The sequence below is a fragment of the Ferrigenium straubiae genome (genome assembly GCF_051257895.1).
In the GTDB taxonomy this organism is placed as follows: Bacteria; Pseudomonadota; Gammaproteobacteria; order Burkholderiales; family Gallionellaceae; genus Gallionella; species Gallionella straubiae.
In genome coordinates, this window is record NZ_CP194331.1 from 2,636,003 (window position 1) to 2,655,109 (window position 19,107).

The following is a 19,107-nucleotide window of genomic DNA, read 5'->3' on the forward strand; positions in this document are numbered from 1 at the left end:
TCCCGGGAGGCTCTGGTTTGGTTGACAGACTGTGCAATAAAAAACTACATTTACCGGGTTACAGGGCCTGTCCCGCCGGGCTCAACAAACAAACGCCAATCAGGAGATCGCATGCCCAACATCCAGTCCGTATTGCATGAAACCCGCGTTTTCAATCCTCCCGATGAGTTCGTCAAACAGGCCAACGTCTCCGGCATGGAGAGCTACCGGGCGCTGTGCGAGGCGGCGGAGCAGGACTATGCGGGCTTCTGGGCCAAGCTGGCGCGCGAAACCCTGCTGTGGAAGCAGCCTTTCACGAAGTCGCTGGACGAGAGCAATGCACCCTTCTTCAAGTGGTTTGAGGACGGCGTGCTGAATGTTTCCTATAACTGTCTCGACAGGCATCTCGACACCCAGCCGGAAAAGACCGCGATCATCTTCGAGGCCGACGACGGCACGGTGACGAAAATCAATTACCGCGACTTGCACGCGCGCGTCTGCCAGTTCGCCAATGGCCTGAAATCGCGCGGCATCAGGAACGGCGATCGCGTCGTCATCTATATGCCGATGAGCATCGAGGCGGTGGTCGCGATGCAGGCCTGCGCACGCATTGGCGCGATCCACTCGGTGGTGTTCGGCGGGTTTTCCTCCAAGAGCCTGCACGAGCGCATCACCGATGCCGGCGCGTGCGCGGTGATCACTGCCGATGCGCAGATGCGCGGCGGCAAGGTGATGCCGTTGAAGCCGGCGGTGGATGACGCGCTGGCGATGGGCGGCTGCGACATGGTGCACAGCGTCGTCGTCTACCGGCGCGCTGCCTGTGAGACCGCCTGGAATGCCGGGCGCGATGTCTGGTGGCATGACGCGGTGAAGGGGCAGGGTACGAGCTGCGAGCCGGAATGGGTCGGCGCGGAACACCCGCTGTTCATCCTCTATACCTCCGGCTCCACCGGCAAACCCAAGGGCGTGCAGCATTCCAGCGGCGGCTACCTGCTCGTGGCGATGCTGTCGATGCAATGGGTATTCGATTACAAGCCGACGGATATTTTCTGGTGCACCGCCGACGTGGGCTGGGTCACCGGCCACAGCTATGTGACCTACGGCCCGCTCGCGATGGGCGCGACGCAGGTGATCTTCGAGGGCGTGCCGACTTACCCCGATGCCGGACGCTTCTGGAAGATGATCCAGGATCACAAGGTGACGACCTTCTATACCGCGCCGACGGCAATCCGCTCGCTCATCAAGCTTGGCGGCGACTTGCCGGGGAAATATGACCTGTCCAGCCTGCGCCTGCTCGGTTCGGTCGGCGAACCGATCAACCCCGAGGCCTGGATGTGGTACTACACCGAGGTCGGCCGCTCGCGCTGCCCGATCGTGGACACTTGGTGGCAGACCGAAACCGGCGCGCACATGATCGCACCGCTGCCCGGTGCGATGCCGATTAAACCCGGCACTTGCACGCTGCCGCTGCCCGGCATCATGGCGACCATCGTCAACGAAGCAGGCGACGAAGTGCATGACAAGCACGGCGGCTTCCTTGTCATCAAGCGCCCCTTCCCGTCGCAAATCCGCACCATCTGGGGTGACCCGGAACGCTACCGCAAGGCCTATTTTCCCGATGAGATGCGCGGCGCCTACCTCGCGGGCGACTCCGCGCACCGCGACGAGGATGGCTATTTCTGGATCATGGGGCGCATCGACGATGTGCTGAACGTCTCGGGGCATCGCTTGGGGACGATGGAGATCGAATCGGCGCTGGTAGCCAACCCGCTGGTCGCCGAGGCGGCCGTGGTTGGCAAACCGCACGAGATCAAGGGCGAGGCGATAGCGGCCTTCGTCGTGCTGAAGGGCGCGCGCCCGGAAGATCAGGCCAAGGTCAGGGAGATCGCCGAAAGCCTGCGCAACTGGGTCAGCAAGGAAATCGGCCCGATCGCCAAGCCGGACGAAATCCGTTTCGGCGACAACCTGCCCAAGACGCGCTCCGGCAAGATCATGCGCCGCCTGCTGCGCGCCATCGCCAAGGGGGAGGAAATCACCCAGGATGTCTCTACTCTTGAAAACCCCGCAATATTGGAGCAGCTCAAAAACGCAGTACATTAGGCAAATCTCGAGGGTGTCGCCTATCTCTATATTGTGGGGTTTCGGCGTAGGCTAGCTCTGCATAGCCATTCGACTGGGCGCTCTTGCGAGTGCCAAGTCGCTGGTTAACGTGAGCGTAGCGAACGTTAAGCGCAGCGGCCGGAGCCAAAACCCGGCCATCCTCGAGCAATTGAAGAACGCAGTGCGTTGATTAATTTGATTTAGCCGTTATTTTCGGTTGACCCGCTCGCCCTGCGCCGGTACCATCGCGGAAATTTTGAGCCAACTGGAACTACGCACGTGCCATTGATTCGACGGATTTTCTTTGCGCTGCTTGCCGTTTGCACTCTAGCCACCCCAGCCGTTCAAGCCGAAGAACAGCTCGCCCTGAGTACCTCTCCTGCCGCTACACCTGCTCCCCTGAAGCTTTCGACTGCCCGCAACATCGAACTGGAACTCATCTCGGACAGCGAACTGGCAGCGCGTGACCTCTGGGCGCGCATCCGCAACGGCTTCTCCATGCGCGATCTGGACAGCCCGTTGGTGGCAAGGCACGAGAAATGGTATGCCAGCCGCCCCGATTACGTGGCGCGCATGACTGAGCGTGCGCGCCGTTACCTTTATCACATCACGGTCGAAGTGGAACGGCGCGGCATGCCCAGCGAGATCGCGCTGCTGCCGATGATAGAAAGCGCCTTCAATCCCGGCGCCTATTCGACCAGCCGCGCCTCGGGCATCTGGCAGTTCATTCCTTCCACCGGCAAAAATTTTGGTATGCAGCAGAACTGGTGGTATGACGGTCGGCGCGATGTCATCAGCGCAACCAACGGCGCGCTCGATTATCTGCAAAAACTGCATGACATGTTCGGCGACTGGGAATTGGCGCTGGCCGCCTACAACTGGGGCGAGGGCGCGGTGCAGCGCGCACAGGCGCGCAACCGCAAGCGCAGGCTGCCGGTAAATTACACCAGCCTGAAAATGCCCAATGAGACGCGCAACTATGTGCCGAAACTGCTGGCCGTCAAGAACATCGTCGCCAATCCCGCGAGCTTCGGGCTGGTGCTGGAGGATATTCCTGACAACCCCTATTTTGCCGCCGTCTCAACCACCAAGCACATCGACGTGAAGCTGGCCGCCCAATTGGCTGACATCCCGATGGAAGAATTCGCCGCGCTCAATCCCGCGCATAACCGCCCGGTCATCCTGCAGGACAACAGCGATTTGATCCTGCTGCCGGTAGACGCAGTCGAAACCTTCCGCGCCAATCTGGAGAATTACGACAAACCGCTGGTCAGCTGGCAGGCCTACCAGCCGAAAAAAGGCGAACGGCTCGACCATCTTGCGCCGCGCTTCGGCCTTTCCGTGGAAACGCTCAAGTCGGTGAACGGGCTGTCGGGACGCGCCAAGGTCAGTACTGGCCAGACACTGCTGGTGCCGGTCAACGGCGAGGAAAGCGAAGCGGACGAAGAATTCGAGGCGTTCAACATGCATCTTTCTCCCACCGGCGATAGTGCCGTCAAGCACATCGTGCGCAAGGGCGATACGCTGGGTGGCATTGCGCGCCGTTATCACGTCAGCGTTGCCGGCCTGAAAGAGTGGAACAAGGGGGCATTGAAAATACTCAGGGTCGGCCAGGCCATCAACGTCATGCAAGCGGCATCCCGCAAGCCTTCCAGCCGCCTGAGCAAGTCCGGGAACGGTGCGTTAAGGCGCGCAAGTGCCGTTTACAGCAGGCATCCTGGAACCTAGTTTCGCGGCGAAAGTTTTTCAGAGAGCGCGGCGAGGAAGCGGTATCCCTTCCATATCCGCCATCCACCCTTCACCAGACCAAGCACACCGCGCCGGCGAATCACAACCAGCGCGGCCACGTCGGCGACCAGCACGGGGTGGGAACGCAGAAAACGCACGACTGCCAATCCCTGATCCGCCAGCGCCAGCGGGGCTTGCCAGCGTGCGCCAACTCCGGCTACCTGTTCGCGCTGCGTGGCGATTCTTGCCAGCAGTTCGCCGCGACGCTGCATTACCGCAGACATTTGTTTATTCATGGCCGGTTTCCAGTCGTTCGCGGTCTTTGGATAATTCGGCCAGGCTGGCGGAAAACAGGCGGGATTTTGCCTGGGCCTTGCTGCGCAGCAACATCGCCATCAGCGAGCCCAGTGCAAAAAAAACAGCACTCAACACACCAAGCGCTGCGAGGCGGTGATCGTCCCAGAACAGCACCACGACGAACATTGTGAGCAGCAATATGCCCATGCCGAAACAGAATAGTGCAGCCGAAGCAAAAAAGAGCATTTGCGTTAAACGCAGACGCTCTTCCTGTAGTTCATTCGCCAGCAGCTCAAGCCGCGTCGAAACGATGGAGGTCAGTGTGGACAGTAGCCGCTTGACCGACCCCATCAGGCCGGGGCTTGTTTCCGGCATCGCTTAACGGCTACGTGAGATCAGCATGCCGATGATCAGCCCGGCTCCGGCAGCGATGCCGACGGATTTCCACGGATTTTCATGTACATATTCATCGGTCGCCTTAGCCGCCTGCCTGGTTTTTGCAACCACGGCCTCCTCTGCTGCCATGAGGCGCCCCTTGGCATGGGACAGGCTCTCCTGGATGCGCTCGCGCGCCGAGGACACCTTCTCGCCCGCTTGGCCGGCGGTTGCACGCAGCAGTTCTTCCGCATCCGCTACCACCACGCGCAAATCCTGCATGAGCTTCTCCTTGCTGACTTCGTTTTCCATGCTTGCTTGTCTGTTCATTATTCGCTCCTTTGGATGGATAAAGAACTGCAATAGGTTAACGCTCAACTGTCCGAGGACTACCGGATACTCCGACGCCTTTGTAATCCTAAAACTCACGGGCGTCAATCCGGACTATTCCCTATTCAGGCTATCGCCCTACTGGTGAGGGGCAATTGGCCGGGAATCAGCCCCTTCCCTTGCTGTCGATACGCGGCACGGCGGACAACAGGGTTTGTGTGTAAGGATGGTTGGGCGCGCGCAATACCTCTTCCGCAGTGCCGCGTTCGACAATGCGCCCCTGGTACATCACGCACACTTCATGCGCGAGGTATTCCACCACCGCGAGGTTGTGCGTGATGAACAGGTAACTCAGGTTCAATTCCCGTTGCAGCGCTTTCAGCAGGTTCAGGATTTGCGCTTGCACCGATACATCCAGCGCGCTGGTCGGTTCGTCGCAGATCAGCAGTTGCGGCGATACGGCCAGCGCGCGTGCGATCGCGATGCGTTGTCGCTGCCCGCCGGAGAACTCATGCGGATAGCGCCACTTGGCGTTGTGCGCCAGGCCGACCTGGTCGAGCAGGGTGTCGATATGCGTCTGGCGCGCCGCGCTGTCGCCTCCGATGCTCAGTGCGGCCATGCCCTCTTCGAGAATTTCCGCGACGCGCATCTTCGGGTTCAGCGAGGCGTAAGGATCCTGGAACACCATCTGCATCGCCGCACGCCGCGCGCGCAATTCGCGCCCCACAAGTCCGGTCAGCTCGCGCCCGGCAAACTGCACGCTGCCCGCCGTGGGCGGAATCAATTGCAGCACGGCCTTGCCCAGCGTGGTCTTGCCGCAGCCGGATTCGCCGACCAGCGCCAGCGTGCGCCCCTGTGGAATCGCCAGCGACACGCCGTCTACCGCCTTCACCTGCCCGACTGCGCGCTGCAGGATGCCTTTGCGGATGGGGAAATAGACTTGCAGGTTTTCGACCTGCAAGAGAGAAGGGGTAGAGCCGTGAAGGGAGAAGGGGGAAGAGGGAAGGGTAGATGGCGCTTCTGGTTTTTCCCCTTCTCCCTTCTCTCTTTTCCCTTCTCCATAAAGATGGCACCTCACCCCCTGTCCATCCCCAACCGCAGTCCAGCCCGGTGTCTGTTCGCTGCACAACGTCCACGCCTTGTTGCAGCGCGGTGCAAAGCGGCAGCCCTGCGAGATGCTGCCCGGCGGGGGTACGCTGCCGGGAATGGCGGCCAGCGCTTCTCCGCGCCGCGCCGCATCGGGCAGGGCGGCGAACAATTGTTGTGTGTAGGGATGCAGCGGCTGGGCAAACAACTGCGCGCGGCTGGCCTGCTCGACGATCTGCCCGGCATACATCACCCCGACCCGGTGCGCCATTTCCGCCACCACGCCGAGATCGTGGGTGATCAGCAGCAGCGACATGCCGCAGGCGTCCTGTGTGTCGCGCAGCAGTTGCAGCACCTGCGCCTGAATCGTCACGTCCAGCGCGGTGGTCGGCTCGTCGGCAATCAGCAGTTTTGGCTGTCCGGCCAGCGCCATCGCGATCATCACGCGCTGTTTCATCCCGCCGGAAAACTGGAAGGGATATTCGTGCAAACGGCGCGGAGCATCGGGGATGCCGACCTGTTGCAGCAGGTCGATGCAGCGTGCCTCTGCCGCCGCGCCATGCAGATTCTGATGCAGAGCCAGCGCCTCGGCGATCTGCTGCCCGACTGCCAGCACCGGGTTCAGGCTTAAGCCTGGCTCCTGGAAAATCATCGCCATCGTGCCGCCGCGTACCTCGCGCATTTCGCGCTCGCGCAGTTGCGTCAGTTCGACGCCATCGAGCTGCACCGAACCGCCCGCATGCGCCACGCCATCCGGCAACAGGCGCAGCAGCGACAGCGCGGTCATGGACTTGCCGCAGCCCGATTCGCCGAGCAGCGCAAAGGTTTCGCCCGCAGCAATCTTGAACGAGATGCCGTCCACGATGCGCGCACCGTTGCGTAGTTGAGTCACCAAGCCGGAGACGCTGAGGATATCGCCCATTACGCCGCAGCCTCCGTCCGGCTCAGGCGCGGGTCGAACGCGTCGCGCACCGCGTCGGCAAACAGGTTGGCTGCGAGCACCAGCACCAGCATGAAGCCGAAGGCTGCCGTCAGCGCCCACCACACCATCGGTTCGCGCGCCATTTCCAGCCGCGCGGCGTTGATCATCGTGCCGAAGCTGATCATCGACGGATCGACGCCGACGCCGACATAGGATAGCACCGCCTCGGCCAGCACCAGCGCGCTGAAATCCATCACCAGCGCGATCAGCACAATATGCATCACGTTCGGCACGATGTGGCGCATGAGGATGCGCATGGAAGATACGCCGAAGGACTGCGCCGCCTGGATGTATTCCAGCTCACGCAGCTTGAGCGTCTCGCCGCGCAGCAGGCGGCATAGCCCGGTCCAGCTCGTGACGCCGAGGATCAGGCACAGGAACACCAAGCGCAGGTCGGCACGCGACGCGGAGGTATCGAACCACTCCGGGTGAGTGTCGATGGTGACCTGCATCATCAGCACCGCCGCCGCGATCAGCAGCACGCTCGGAATCGAACTCAGCACGGTGTAGACATACTGGATGACGTCGTCCACCCAGCCGCGGAAATAGCCTGCTGCGATGCCGAGCAGCAGCGCCAGCGGCAGCGTGACCAGCGTGGTCACCGTGCCGATGATCAGCCCGGTGCGGATGCTCTTCAGCGACAGGTAGAGCACATCCTGTCCGACTTTGTCGGTACCGAGCACGTGGTAGGCGGAGGCCAAGCTGACAACGGTGCCGACCAGGGTGGCGAGAATCAGCGTTGCGACCAGCATGGGGCGCAGCGGCAAGCCGCGTTGCGCCAGCCATCGCCGGCCGGTCAGCGCAATCAGCAGCCCCGCCAGAAACCCGCCCAGCGCACCCAGCAGGGCGCGCTTCAGCATGTTGCCGCCGCGCTGCGCTGCATCGGCCAGGTGTGCGCCGCCGTATTTCAGGCGCGGATAGTCGCGCAGCACGTTGCCCTGTGCGTCAGTCACGCTCTCCTTGGCATGCAGCGTCAGCGCGAAAGGCGCGGAATAGGTCTTTTCGGTCCGCGTGCGCAGTGGCTCGACCAGCTTGTCGAACACGCTCAGTACCTCCGGCGAATACACTTTCTCGCCGCCATTGCTTTGCGGCAGCGCGGCACGGTAATGCAGGGTATCCAGCAATCCGACCAGCAGGAATAGCGACAGCACCAGCAGCGACACCATCGCCGTGGCACTTTGTGCGACGCGCCGCCACGGCAGCAGCAGATGCTCGCGTCGGCGCACATACCAGGCCGTCGCGATACCCGCTGCCAGCAGCAGGAATACCAGCGCGTCGCTCCATAGGATGACCGGTATGAAGCTCATTGCAATCTCACCCTCGGATCAACTATGGTGTAGGAAATGTCGGTGAGGATCAGCCCCGCGATATACAGCGCCGAGCCGAGGAATACCATTGCGCGCACTACGGAAAAATCCTGCGCGTTGATCGCGTCGATGGTGTAGCTGCCGAGGCCGGGAATGCCGAAGAACGATTCGGTGAGCAGGCTGCCCATGAACAGCAGCGGGATCACCACGACCACGCCGGTGAGGATCGGGATCATCGCGTTCTTCAGTACATGGCGGAACAGCACGCGCAGCTCGGATAGGCCCTTGGCACGCGCGGTGCGCACGTAGTCCTTACCGATTTCTTCGAGGAAGATGGTGCGGTACCAGCGGCTGCTGGAGCCGATGCCGCTGACCACGCCGATGAGGATGGGTAGCACCACGAACTTGAAGCTGTCGGCTCCGCCCGCATAGCCGGAAATCGGTACGAGGTGCCAGAGCTTGCTCACGACGAACTGCCCGCCGATGATATAGAACAGGCCGGAGATGGACATCAGCAGTACGCACAGCGACACGCCCGCGATGTCCAGCGCGGTGGCGCGGAACAGCGTCATCAGCAGCGCAAAACTGACATAGACGACGAGCCCGATGAGGAAGGTCGGCAGCGCGATCGCCAGGCTCGGCATCATGCGTGTCTGGATTTCCCGTGAAATGCTGCGCCCGTCGTCGGAGTAACCGAAGTCGAAGGCGAACATGCTGGCGGACTTCTGCCAGAAAATCGTGTCGGTGGCTTTGCCCGCGCCGCTCGCGGTGCTATTCAGGAACAGCGGCTTGTCGTAACCGCGCTGTTGCTTCCATTTTTCGATCGCCTCGGGTGTGACGCGCTTGATCCCGAGTTGCATGCGCGCCATGTCGTCCGGGGTGTTCACCACGAAGAACAGCGCAAAGGTGAGCAGGTTTACCCCGATCAGGATCGGCACGGCATACAGGATGCGGCGCAGCAGGTAGGCAAGCATCGGGTTTCTATGGGCGGGTGGGTAACGGTTGCGCGAATTATAGGGCAATATCCCGTTAAAAGCCGGTATCAAGGTTGACCAAAATGCCGCCAACCTTTATCTTACGCGGTTCTTTTTGGCTTAAATCTCAGGGTGTTTGTGATGGAGTTGACCGGCGCGGAGATACTTATCCGCTGTTTGCAGGAGGAGCAGGTCGAATATGTGTTTGGCTATCCCGGCGGGGCGGTGTTGTTCATTTATGACGAGCTGTTCAAGCAGGACAAGGTCAAGCATGTGCTGGTGCGCCACGAGCAGGCTGCGGTGCACGCGGCCGACGGCTATGCGCGCTCTTCCGATAAGGTGGGCGTGGCGCTCGTCACCTCCGGGCCGGGGCTGACCAATGCCGTGACCGGTATCGCCACTGCCTACATGGATTCCACGCCGATGGTCGTCATCAGCGGCCAGGTTCCGACCGGCGCGATCGGCGAGGATGCCTTCCAGGAAGTCGATGCGGTGGGCATCACCCGTCCCTGCGTGAAGCACAACTTCCTGGTCAAGGACGTGAAGGACATCGCCTCGACCATCAAGAAGGCGTTTTACCTCGCCAAGTCGGGGCGTCCCGGCCCGGTGCTGGTGGATATCCCCAAGGATGTGTCCAACCACAGGACCACCTTTGAATACCCGGCCAGCGTAAACATCCGCTCCTATCATCCGGCAGGGAAGGGCGACAGCGGCCAGATCAGGCACGCCGCGCAGATGCTGCTGGAAGCCAAGCGCCCGATGATCTATGCGGGCGGCGGCGTGGTGCTGTCCGATGCCTCCGCGCAACTAACCGACCTGGTGCGCTTGCTGGACTTCCCATGTACCAACACGCTGATGGGACTCGGCGGTTTCCCGGCCAGCGACAAGCACTTCGTCGGCATGCTTGGCATGCACGGCACCTATGAAGCGAACATGGCGATGCAGCATTGCGACGTGCTGCTGGCGGTCGGCGCGCGCTTCGACGACCGCGTGATCGGCAACGTCGAACACTTTGCCGAAGTGCCGCGCAAGATCATCCACATCGACATCGATCCCTCCTCGATCGCCAAGCGCGTCAAGGTGGATCTGCCCATCGTCGGCGATGTGAAGCTGGTGCTCGATGAGTTGCTGGATGTGCTGCGCGGCAGCAGGCAAAAAACCGATGCCGCGGCTGTTGCCGCGTGGTGGAAGCAGGTGGACGAATGGCGCGCCGTGGGCGGCAGAATGCGCTACAAGAATTCCACCGAAATCATCAAGCCGCAATTCGTCATCGAGAAGCTGCATGAGATTACCGGCGGTGATGCGTTCATTACAACCGACGTCGGGCAGCACCAGATGTGGACGGCGCAGTATTATAAGTTCGACAAGCCGCGCCACTGGGTCACTTCCGGCGGCCTGGGCACGATGGGTTTCGGCCTGCCGGCGGCGATGGGCGTGCAGATGGTCAACCCCGGCGCGACGGTGGCCTGCGTGACGGGCGAGGGCAGCATCCAGATGAACATCCAGGAACTGTCCACCTGCAAGCAATTCCACCTGCCAATCAAGATTATCGCGCTCAATAACGGCTATCTGGGCATGGTGCGGCAGTGGCAGGAGTTTTTCCACGGCAACCGCTATTCCGAGACCTACATGAATGCACTGCCGGATTTCGTCAAACTGGCCGAGGCGTACGGCCATGTCGGGATGCGCATCGAGAAGCCCGCTGACGTCGAACCGGCGCTGAAAGAAGCCTTCGCGCGCAAGCACGACCTGGTGTTCATGGATTTCCGCACCGATCCGACGGAAAACGTCTACCCGATGGTTCCCGGCGGCCGGGGCTTGTCGGAGATCATCCTGGCGGAGGAACTGTAATGCGGCACATTATTTCCCTGCTGATGGAAAACGAGGCGGGCGCCCTGTCGCGCGTGGCGGGCCTGTTCTCGGCGCGCGGTTATAATATCGAATCCTTGTCGGTTGCGCCGACCGAAGACCCGACCCTGTCGCGCATGACCATCGTCACCAGCGGTTCGGATGCGGTGATCGAACAGATCAACAAGCAGCTCAACAAGCTGGTGGATGTCGCGGCAATGATCGACCTGAGCGAGGGAGAGCATCTCGAGCGCGAGCTGATGCTGGTCAAGGTGCGCGCCGAAGGCGATGCGCGTAAGGAATTGAAAAGCATGGCGGATACATTTCGCGGACGCATCATCGATGAGACAAGCCATACCTACACGATCGAGTTGACCGGCTCATGCGCCGAACTGGACAGCCTCCTGGAAAAGATCGGCCGTGACCTGATCCTGGAAACGGTGCGTACCGGTGCTTCCGGTATCGGGCGCGGCGACAGGATTTTGAAACTGTGAATAACCGTGAAAAGTGAAACGTGAAAGGTGAAACGCGAGGATGAGCATGCCCGCAGACACCTTTCACGTTTCACGTTTCACATTTCACGCATTTTTTAAGGAGTAGTTATGAAAATTTATTACGACAAAGACGCAGACCTTTCCCTGATCAAGGGCAAGCAGGTAACCATCATCGGCTACGGCTCGCAGGGCCACGCCCATGCCCAGAACCTGAAGGAATCAGGCGTCAACGTGACGGTCGCGCTGCGCAAGGGCGGTGCATCCTGGGCCAAGGCCGAGGCTGCCGGTCATAAGGTTGCCGAGATCGCCGATGCGGTGAAGGGTGCCGATGTGGTGATGATTCTGTTGCCGGACGAAACCATGCCGGAGGTGTATCACGCCGACGTGGCAAAGAACCTGAAAGCCGGCGCCGCATTGGCGTTCGCCCACGGCTTTAACATCCACTACAACCAGATCGTGCCGCCCGCCAATGTGGACGTGATCATGATCGCGCCGAAAGGTCCCGGCCATACCGTGCGCTCCGAGTACCTCAAGGGCGGCGGCGTACCGACCCTGATCGCGGTGTACCAGGACAAGTCCGGCAAGGCCAAGGATATTGCCTTGTCCTATGCGGCGGCGAACGGCGGCACCAAGGGCGGCGTGATCGAGACCAACTTCCGCGAAGAAACCGAGACCGACCTGTTCGGCGAACAGGCCGTGTTGTGCGGCGGTGCGGTGGAGCTTGTCAAGGCAGGCTTCGAGACGTTGACCGAAGCGGGCTACGCGCCGGAGATGGCCTACTTCGAATGCCTGCACGAACTGAAGCTGATCGTCGACCTGATGTATGAAGGCGGCATCGCCAACATGAACTACTCGATTTCCAATAACGCGGAATACGGCGAATACGTGACCGGCCAGCGCGTGATCGCCGGCGAGGCGCGTGCCGCGATGAAGGAATGCCTGAAGAACATCCAGAACGGTTCCTACGCCAAACAGTTCATCCTGGAAGGCCGCACCAATTATCCGGAAATGACCGCGCGCCGCCGCTTGAATGCCGAACACCCGATTGAAAAAGTCGGCGGCCAGTTGCGCGCGATGATGCCGTGGATCGGCAAGAACAAGCTGGTCGACCAATCGAAGAACTAGGCTGGTAGCTGGTAGCTCGCAGCCTGTAGCTCCACTCCGGGGAGCTTTGGGTGAGGGTGCTACCAGCCACAAGCTACCTGCTACAGGCTTAAATGAAAAATTATCCCCACCCCATCATCGCCCGCGAGGGCTGGCCATTCCTGATCGGCTCCATCGCCCTTGCGTTGCTGTTGTCCGGCCTTACCGGCGGCATCCCCGAATTCCTGGCTTGGGTGGTTGTGCTGTTCGTAGTGCAGTTTTTTCGCGACCCTCCGCGCGAGATTCCACAGGATGCCGGTGCGGTACTGTCACCTGCCGATGGCCGGGTCATCAAGGTCGAACGCACCCAGGATCCCTATGGGCAGCGTGAGGCGATTCTGATCAGCGTGTTCATGAACGTGTTTAACGTACATTCCAACCGCAGCCCGGTGGATGGTACGGTCGAGCAGGTGCAGTATTTTCCCGGCAAGTTCGTGAACGCCGATCTCGACAAGGCTTCCGCGGAGAACGAGCGCAATGCCGTGGTGTTGAAGACTGCAGGCGGGCAGGCCGTGACCTTTGTCCAGGTGGCGGGGCTGATCGCGCGGCGCATCCTGTGCTACGTTAAGGCGGGCGATCAGTTGGCGCGCGGCCAGCGCTACGGTTTCATCCGCTTCGGCTCGCGTGTGGACGTTTACCTGCCGCTGGATGCCGCCGTGAAGGTCAGCATCGGTGACAAGGTGTCGGCAACCACCACCATTCTGGCGGTTCTCCCCCAAAGCTGATAGCCTAGGTACATGGACGAATTCGACATCCGCAAGCCGATGAATCTGCGCAGGCGCGGCATTTACCTGCTGCCCAACCTGTTCACCACCGGCGCGCTGTTCGCCGGTTTCTACGCGATCGTGCAGGCGATGAATCAGCGCTTCGAGTTTGCGGCTGTCGCGATCTTTGTTGCCATGGTGCTGGACGGGATCGATGGTCGCGTGGCACGGCTGACGCATACGCAAAGTGAATTCGGCGCCGAATACGATAGCCTGTCCGACATGGTTTCGTTCGGCGTCGCACCGGCGCTGGTCGTCTACGAATGGGCGCTGAAGGGGCTGGGCAAGTGGGGCTGGTTCGCCGCCTTCATCTACTGCGCCGCTACCGCGTTGCGCCTCGCGCGCTTCAACACCAACATTGACGTGGTCGATAAACGCTATTTCCAGGGTTTGCCCAGCCCGGCCGCCGCCGCGCTGGTGGCGGGCTTCGTCTGGGTGATGCTGGATTACGGTTTCAAGGGCGGTGATCTGCGCTGGTATGCGGCGGCGCTGACGGTGTTTGCAGGGCTTTCCATGGTCAGCAACCTGCCGTTCTACAGTTTCAAGGATCTGAACATGCGCAAGAGCGTGCCGTTCGTGGCGATTTTCCTGATTGCGCTGTTCTTCATCCTGATCTCCAGTTACCCGCCCGGTGTGCTGTTCGCGTTGTTCATGGGTTATGCTCTGTCCGGCTATGTGCTGTGGGTGCTGCGCTTGCGCAAAAAACAACAGCCCATTGCCTGAAGCGATAAAACTGGTAATATCCACCCCATGCATTTTTCTACGCTCATCGCGACACTCCACTCCACGTTCAGCCTGCTGGCTGCGCTGCTGCTGCGCTGCGTGCGCTAATCACACCTTGCAAATTTGAAGTGAGCGCGCGAACCGTACAACGGTTACGCAGGTTTAACCTATCCGCACCGGAGTTTTACCATGACAGACAAATTGATTATTTTCGACACCACCTTGCGCGACGGCGAGCAGAGCCCCGGCGCGTCGATGACCCGGGAAATGAAGATTCGCATCGCTCGCCAGCTCGAAAAGCTCGGCGTAGATGTGATCGAGGCGGGCTTCGCCGCCGCGAGCCCGGGCGATTTCGAGGCGGTCAAGGCGGTCGCCGAAACCGTGAAAAATTCCACGGTGTGCTCGCTGGCGCGCGCCAGCGAGAACGACGTGCGTCGCGCCGGCGAGGCGATCAAGCCCGCCAAGTCCGGGCGCATCCACACCTTCATCGCCACCAGCCCGATCCATATGCAGCACAAGTTGCGTATGACCGAGGATCAGGTGGTGGAGCGTGCGGTCAGCGCGGTGAAGTGGGCGCTGGAATACACCGATGACGTGGAATTCTCCGCCGAGGATGCGGTGCGCTCGGAGATGGACTTTCTGGTGCGCGTGTTCGACGCGGTGATTAAGGCCGGGGCCAAAACAATGAACGTGCCGGACACGGTGGGTTATTCGATTCCCGCCGCGTGGGGCGAGCGCATCAAGCAATTGATCGCACGCGTGCCGGGTTCGGACAAGGTGGTCTGGTCCACGCATTGCCACAACGATCTGGGTCTTGCGGTGGCGAATTCGTTAGCCGCGGTGATGAACGGCGCGCGCCAGGTCGAGTGCACCATCAACGGCCTCGGCGAACGCGCCGGCAACGCCTCGCTGGAAGAAGTCGTGATGGCGATCAGGACGCGCCGCGACGTGTTCAACCTCGACACGCGCATCGATACCACGCAGATCGTGCCGACTTCCAAGCTGGTTTCCAGCATCACCGGCTATCCGGTGCAGCCGAACAAGGCGATCGTGGGCGCGAACGCCTTCGCGCACGAATCCGGCATCCACCAGGACGGCGTGCTCAAGCACCGCGAGACCTACGAGATCATGCGCGCCGAGGATGTGGGCTGGAACGCCAACAAGCTGACGCTGGGCAAGCTCTCTGGGCGCAATGCCTTGCGCCAGCGTTTTGCCGAATTGAATATCGAGTTCGATTCGGAAGAGGCATTTAATGCCGCATTCCAGCGCTTCAAGGAACTGGCAGATCGCAAGCACGAAATTTTCGATGAGGATTTGCAGGCCTTGGTCAGCGACGAGGCGGTGGCGCATGTCAGCGAGCATTACCGCCTGGTTTCCATGCGTGCCCACAGCGAGACCGGGATATTGCCGGTCGCCAGGGTGGTGATGGGCATCGGCAGCGAGCAGCACGAGGCCGAGGCGCAGGGCGGCGGACCGGTGGATGCAACTTTCCAGGCCATCGAGAAAATCGTGCACAGCGGCACCGAGCTGCAACTGTATTCGGTGAATAACATCACCAGCGGCACCGACGCGCAGGGCGAGGTGACGGTGCGTTTGGCCAAAGGTGGCCGGATCGTCAATGGGCAGGGCGCGGATACCGACATCGTGGTGGCCTCGGCCAAGGCTTATCTGAATGCGCTCAATAAGTTGCACAGCAAGCTTGAGCGCGCTCATCCGCAGTTGTGAAGGGAGCTTCCGGAAATCCGGTTTGTTCGGGCGTCTTGCCATCTCCGGGGGGCTGCAATAGGTTTAGCGCGCCTACCCTAACATTTTGAAACAATTATTCTTGAACCAGCGACAGGATGCGCAGTCATAATTCTGCCCTCGCAACTTGCGAGGCAGAATAATTCTGAACTCCCGCTATTCCCCCAAATTTTACCGGAGATTATCTTGAAGAAAATTTTGTTGAGTTCGACGTTTCTACTGGCTTCGCTGGCGGCCAATGCAAGTTGGGCAGAATGCCAAATCATTCCGCATTCTCAATGCCCTCATGCAGAGTTTTCCGGAAAAAATCTGGTGCAGGCGAATTTGCAGGAAGCGCATCTCTGGGAAGGCGACCTATCGCGCGCCAACCTGACCAAGGCCAATCTCAGGAGCGCACAGATTTACCACGGCAAGCTGATGGGTGGTAATTTCACCGAAGCGGAGATGACCGACATCACGCTGTATTACGCCGACCTGACCGGCGCCAACCTGACTGGGGCGAATCTGACCCGCGCCAAGCTCAAGGGTGCAAACCTCAGCGAAGCCAATTTGACCGATACCAATCTGACCGATGCGGAAATTGACAACGCAAAGTTCAACAACGCTATTTTCTGCCGTACCACGATGCCGAATGGTGTGGTGAACAGCGGTGCGAATTGTCCCGCCAAAAAAACCGCCAAGGCTGACCAGGCCGAGGCTGTGGAGAATGCCATCAATGGCTGCGTGATCCAGCCGCGCACGGTATGCATGAATGCTGCGCTGTCCGAGTCCAACCTGGGCTCCGCCAATCTTTCCGGTGCGCAACTCTTCATGGGCAACCTCGCGCAGGCCAACCTGTTCAAGGCCAATCTCGGCAAGGCCAACCTGACCGAGGCCAACCTGGCGCGCGCCAACCTGACCCGCGCCAACCTGGCGCAAGCCAATCTGACCGAAGCCAACCTGAACAAGGCGGTGCTGCGCGGCGCGCAACTGGAGCACGCCAACCTGACGGGGGCGATCCTGCTGAACGCCGATCTGACCGATGCCGACCTGAGCGGCGCCAATATCGCCGGTGCCACGCTGACCGGTGCGACTCTGTGCAATACCGTCATGCCCAACGGCACGGTGAACAATAGCAGTTGCATGCCTGAAAAAAAAACGGAGCCGGTTACTGAGCCGGTGAAGGCCGAACCGGTAAAAGCCGAGCCGGCCGTAGCGGAAATCAAGCCGGTTCAGCCGGTTAAGCCGGCGGCAAAAGCAAAGACCAAGAGCAAGTAAATCGGCGGATCAAAGAGAAAGGGCACGCGATGCGTGCCCTTTTGTTTTTCGGGCCAGTCGATGCGCGGTCTGGCTACGCCGAGAGTTTCAATGCGGTCAGCGCGAGCCGTTTGCCGAGCGCCATGCATAATTTTTTCTCGGCTTCCGAAACCGGCTGGTCGCCGGAAATACCGGCTACATGGCTCGCACCATACGGTGTACCGCCGCGTTGTGTGGCGGAGAGCTCCGGCTCGGAGTAGGGCAGGCCGACGATGATCATGCCGTGATGCAGCAGCGGCAGCATCATCGACAGCAGGGTGCTTTCCTGTCCGCCGTGCATGCTGCCGCTGGAAGTGAACAGCGCGGCGGGTTTGCCGGCCAGCGCATGCCTCATCCACAGCCCTCCGGTGCCGTCCCAGAAATGTTTCATCGCGGAGGCCATGTTGCCGAAGCGGGTGGGGCTGCCCAGGGCGACGCCGATGCATTCCTCGAGGTCGCGTAGTTCGGCGTAAGGCGCGCCGTCGGGCGGAATGCAGGGCTCGGTCGCCTCGCACACTGCAGAAACCTTGGGCACGGTGCGCAGCCTCGCGCGCACGCCGCCTGCCTGCTCGATGCCGCGCGCGACGAGCTGCGCCATCTGCCGCGTGGCGCCGTGCTGGCTGTAGTACAGCACCAGGATTTCCTTGTCGGTTATCATGCGTGCATTATAGGGAAACGAATTGGACATGCAAAAGAATTGGCGGGACTCTCTGAATTTTATGCGCTTCGTCGCGCTGCGCTTCCATCAGGACCGTTGTATCCAGATTGCGGCGAGCCTGACCTTTACCACGCTGTTGTCGCTGGTGCCGTTGCTGACCATCGCCCTGGCAATGTTTTCGGCGTTTCCGGTATTCGAGGATTTTTCCAGCCAGATCAAGGCTTACCTGGTCAGCAACCTGATGCCGGACATGGCGGGGAAAATCATCACGCAATATATGCGGCAGTTTGCCGAGAGCGCGATGCGCCTCACGGCGGTCGGCATCGTGTTTCTTGCGGTGACGGCCATGCTGATGATGCTGACCATAGACCATGCGTTCAACACCATCTGGAGGGTGTCCCGCCCGCGGCCGCTGTTCAAGCGGCTGGTGATCTACTGGGCGGTGCTCACGCTCGCACCGCTGCTCATCGGCGCGAGCCTGTCGCTGACTTCCTGGCTGGTCGGGCTGTCGATGGGCTACGCCAAGCAGATTCCGGTGTTTGGTGTGGGTTCGCTGAAGATACTGCCGGTGTTGTTCACCACGCTGGCGTTCGCCATGCTGTTCGAACTGGTGCCGAACCGCCATGTGCCGCGCTCGCATGCCCTGATCGGCGCGGTCGCGGCCGCAGTCGTCTTCGAATCCATGAATCGCGTGTTCGGCTATTACATCAGTCATTTTCCCACTTACAAGCTGGTGTACGGGGCGTTCGCCAGCGTGCCGGTTTTCCTGATGTGGATTTATCTGTCCTGGCTGGCCACCCTGCTCGGCGCGGTGATCGCGGCGTCGCTGTCGCACTGGCGCGCTCCTGCAGCGCAGAATTCATCGCCCGCCGCCCGGTTGCTGGACGCGCTGCGCATCCTGCAATTCCTGGCGATCGGATTGCAGCAGGGCAGGGTGAGCACCTTCCCGGAAATGTCCGGGTCTCTGCATCTCGGCTATGACACGCTGGAGAAAATTCTCGAAAAGCTGGTCGGCGCCGATATGGTGCGCAAGGCGGAGGGGCAAGGCTGGTTGCTGATGCGCGACACGAAACATACTCATGCCGCCGAACTGTTGCACCTGTTCGTGCTTGATTGCGGCGCATTGCCGGCCGGCCCGAGCGACGACCCGCTGCGGCAATGGATTGCGGCCTGTGCCGGGCAGATCGAACAGGGTGCCGATCTGACCTTGCAGGAGCTTTTTGCGCGCGGCGCCGAGCCTTGCGGGCTGGCTTCCGGAGGCGGCGCGTAACGGCGTATAGAGCGTGGCTGCGCAGCCTGCC

Annotated in this window: 17 protein-coding genes; 10 read left to right on the top strand and 7 right to left on the bottom strand. The window is 60.8% G+C overall.

Annotated features, from left to right (window positions below):
• Positions 1–111 precede the first annotated feature (111 nt).
• Together acs and ACRRNM_RS12820 are read left to right on the top strand one after the other, a co-directional pair.
• Positions 112–2,079: an acetate--CoA ligase gene (acs, locus tag ACRRNM_RS12815; protein ID WP_435628588.1), complete on the top strand. Its 1,968-nt coding sequence runs from the start codon at positions 112–114 to the stop codon at positions 2,077–2,079.
• Positions 2,080–2,358: 279 nt separating this feature from the next.
• Complete coding sequence (locus tag ACRRNM_RS12820; protein WP_435628589.1) at positions 2,359–3,807, top strand: transglycosylase SLT domain-containing protein; 1,449 nt, start codon at positions 2,359–2,361, stop codon at positions 3,805–3,807.
• Here the strand turns inward: ACRRNM_RS12820 and ACRRNM_RS12825 are convergent.
• From ACRRNM_RS12825 to ACRRNM_RS12850, 6 genes are all read right to left on the bottom strand, one after another.
• A complete protein-coding gene (locus ACRRNM_RS12825) occupies positions 3,804–4,103 on the bottom strand; it encodes a YqjK-like family protein (RefSeq protein ID WP_435628590.1) in 300 nt (99 codons plus the stop codon). The two genes, ACRRNM_RS12820 and ACRRNM_RS12825, sit on opposite strands and share 4 nt — an antisense overlap.
• Positions 4,096–4,479 (bottom strand): phage holin family protein, encoded by a 384-nt coding sequence (locus ACRRNM_RS12830; RefSeq protein WP_435628591.1) that lies wholly within the window; start codon positions 4,477–4,479, stop codon positions 4,096–4,098. The genes ACRRNM_RS12825 and ACRRNM_RS12830 overlap by 8 nt, the downstream gene beginning before the upstream one ends.
• 3 nt (positions 4,480–4,482) lie before the next feature.
• The gene (locus ACRRNM_RS12835) at positions 4,483–4,809 is read right to left on the bottom strand and encodes a DUF883 family protein (protein ID WP_435628592.1); all 327 of its coding nucleotides are present in this window, start codon (positions 4,807–4,809) and stop codon (positions 4,483–4,485) included.
• 166 nt (positions 4,810–4,975) lie between these two features.
• Positions 4,976–6,817 carry an ABC transporter ATP-binding protein gene (locus tag ACRRNM_RS12840; RefSeq protein WP_435628593.1) on the bottom strand — a complete coding sequence of 614 codons (1,842 nt, stop codon included), beginning with the start codon at positions 6,815–6,817 and terminating at the stop codon, positions 4,976–4,978.
• Positions 6,817–8,184 carry an ABC transporter permease gene (locus ACRRNM_RS12845; protein ID WP_435628594.1) on the bottom strand — a complete coding sequence of 456 codons (1,368 nt, stop codon included), beginning with the start codon at positions 8,182–8,184 and terminating at the stop codon, positions 6,817–6,819. Before ACRRNM_RS12845 ends, ACRRNM_RS12840 begins: the two co-directional genes overlap by 1 nt.
• Entirely contained in the window at positions 8,181–9,158 is a 978-nt protein-coding gene (locus ACRRNM_RS12850) for an ABC transporter permease (RefSeq protein WP_435628595.1), read from the bottom strand. Before ACRRNM_RS12850 ends, ACRRNM_RS12845 begins: the two co-directional genes overlap by 4 nt.
• A 141-nt stretch (positions 9,159–9,299) precedes the next feature.
• On the opposite strand from ACRRNM_RS12850, the gene ilvB reads away from it, so the two are divergent.
• The 7 genes from ilvB (at position 9,300) to ACRRNM_RS12885 (ending at position 17,130) form a co-directional block, all read left to right on the top strand.
• Positions 9,300–11,009 (top strand): biosynthetic-type acetolactate synthase large subunit, encoded by a 1,710-nt coding sequence (gene ilvB / locus ACRRNM_RS12855; RefSeq protein WP_435628694.1) that lies wholly within the window; start codon positions 9,300–9,302, stop codon positions 11,007–11,009.
• Positions 11,009–11,500, top strand: coding sequence for an acetolactate synthase small subunit (ilvN, locus tag ACRRNM_RS12860; RefSeq protein WP_435628596.1), 492 nt, complete (start codon positions 11,009–11,011; stop codon positions 11,498–11,500). Before ilvB ends, ilvN begins: the two co-directional genes overlap by 1 nt.
• A 108-nt stretch (positions 11,501–11,608) precedes the next feature.
• On the top strand, positions 11,609–12,625 hold the full coding sequence (gene ilvC, locus ACRRNM_RS12865) for a ketol-acid reductoisomerase (RefSeq protein WP_435628597.1): 1,017 nt from the start codon (positions 11,609–11,611) through the stop codon (positions 12,623–12,625).
• 92 nt (positions 12,626–12,717) lie between these two features.
• Positions 12,718–13,368: a phosphatidylserine decarboxylase gene (locus tag ACRRNM_RS12870; RefSeq protein ID WP_435628598.1), complete on the top strand. Its 651-nt coding sequence runs from the start codon at positions 12,718–12,720 to the stop codon at positions 13,366–13,368.
• A gap of 12 nt (positions 13,369–13,380) precedes the next feature.
• Positions 13,381–14,130 carry a CDP-diacylglycerol--serine O-phosphatidyltransferase gene (pssA, locus tag ACRRNM_RS12875; protein WP_435628599.1) on the top strand — a complete coding sequence of 250 codons (750 nt, stop codon included), beginning with the start codon at positions 13,381–13,383 and terminating at the stop codon, positions 14,128–14,130.
• A 189-nt stretch (positions 14,131–14,319) separates the two neighbouring features.
• Positions 14,320–15,855, top strand: coding sequence for a 2-isopropylmalate synthase (locus tag ACRRNM_RS12880; RefSeq protein WP_435628600.1), 1,536 nt, complete (start codon positions 14,320–14,322; stop codon positions 15,853–15,855).
• A gap of 330 nt (positions 15,856–16,185) precedes the next feature.
• Positions 16,186–17,130 carry a pentapeptide repeat-containing protein gene (locus tag ACRRNM_RS12885; protein WP_435628601.1) on the top strand — a complete coding sequence of 315 codons (945 nt, stop codon included), beginning with the start codon at positions 16,186–16,188 and terminating at the stop codon, positions 17,128–17,130.
• Positions 17,131–17,203: 73 nt separating this feature from the next.
• Here ACRRNM_RS12885 and wrbA read toward each other — a convergent pair whose 3' ends face one another.
• Positions 17,204–17,806: an NAD(P)H:quinone oxidoreductase gene (wrbA, locus tag ACRRNM_RS12890; protein WP_435628602.1), complete on the bottom strand. Its 603-nt coding sequence runs from the start codon at positions 17,804–17,806 to the stop codon at positions 17,204–17,206.
• A gap of 28 nt (positions 17,807–17,834) precedes the next feature.
• Here wrbA and ACRRNM_RS12895 point away from each other — a divergent pair, with 28 nt between their 5' ends.
• Positions 17,835–19,076 (top strand): YihY family inner membrane protein, encoded by a 1,242-nt coding sequence (locus tag ACRRNM_RS12895; protein ID WP_435628603.1) that lies wholly within the window; start codon positions 17,835–17,837, stop codon positions 19,074–19,076.
• Positions 19,077–19,107: the final 31 nt, after the last annotated feature.

Bases quoted from the DNA above. Each gene is read 5' to 3' on its own strand.
- wrbA (WP_435628602.1), bottom strand. From the start codon at position 17,806: ATGATAACCGACAAGGAAATCCTGGTGCTGTACTACAGCCAGCACGGC.
- ACRRNM_RS12825 (WP_435628590.1), bottom strand. From the start codon at position 4,103: ATGAATAAACAAATGTCTGCGGTAATGCAGCGTCGCGGCGAACTGCTG.
- ilvC (WP_435628597.1), top strand. From the start codon at position 11,609: ATGAAAATTTATTACGACAAAGACGCAGACCTTTCCCTGATCAAGGGC.
- ilvB (WP_435628694.1), top strand. From the start codon at position 9,300: ATGGAGTTGACCGGCGCGGAGATACTTATCCGCTGTTTGCAGGAGGAG.
- ACRRNM_RS12895 (WP_435628603.1), top strand. From the start codon at position 17,835: ATGCAAAAGAATTGGCGGGACTCTCTGAATTTTATGCGCTTCGTCGCG.
- ACRRNM_RS12880 (WP_435628600.1), top strand. From the start codon at position 14,320: ATGACAGACAAATTGATTATTTTCGACACCACCTTGCGCGACGGCGAG.
- ilvN (WP_435628596.1), top strand. From the start codon at position 11,009: ATGCGGCACATTATTTCCCTGCTGATGGAAAACGAGGCGGGCGCCCTG.
- ACRRNM_RS12850 (WP_435628595.1), bottom strand. From the start codon at position 9,158: ATGCTTGCCTACCTGCTGCGCCGCATCCTGTATGCCGTGCCGATCCTG.
- pssA (WP_435628599.1), top strand. From the start codon at position 13,381: ATGGACGAATTCGACATCCGCAAGCCGATGAATCTGCGCAGGCGCGGC.
- ACRRNM_RS12835 (WP_435628592.1), bottom strand. From the start codon at position 4,809: ATGAACAGACAAGCAAGCATGGAAAACGAAGTCAGCAAGGAGAAGCTC.
- ACRRNM_RS12845 (WP_435628594.1), bottom strand. From the start codon at position 8,184: ATGAGCTTCATACCGGTCATCCTATGGAGCGACGCGCTGGTATTCCTG.
- ACRRNM_RS12830 (WP_435628591.1), bottom strand. From the start codon at position 4,479: ATGCCGGAAACAAGCCCCGGCCTGATGGGGTCGGTCAAGCGGCTACTG.
- acs (WP_435628588.1), top strand. From the start codon at position 112: ATGCCCAACATCCAGTCCGTATTGCATGAAACCCGCGTTTTCAATCCT.
- ACRRNM_RS12840 (WP_435628593.1), bottom strand. From the start codon at position 6,817: ATGGGCGATATCCTCAGCGTCTCCGGCTTGGTGACTCAACTACGCAAC.
- ACRRNM_RS12870 (WP_435628598.1), top strand. From the start codon at position 12,718: ATGAAAAATTATCCCCACCCCATCATCGCCCGCGAGGGCTGGCCATTC.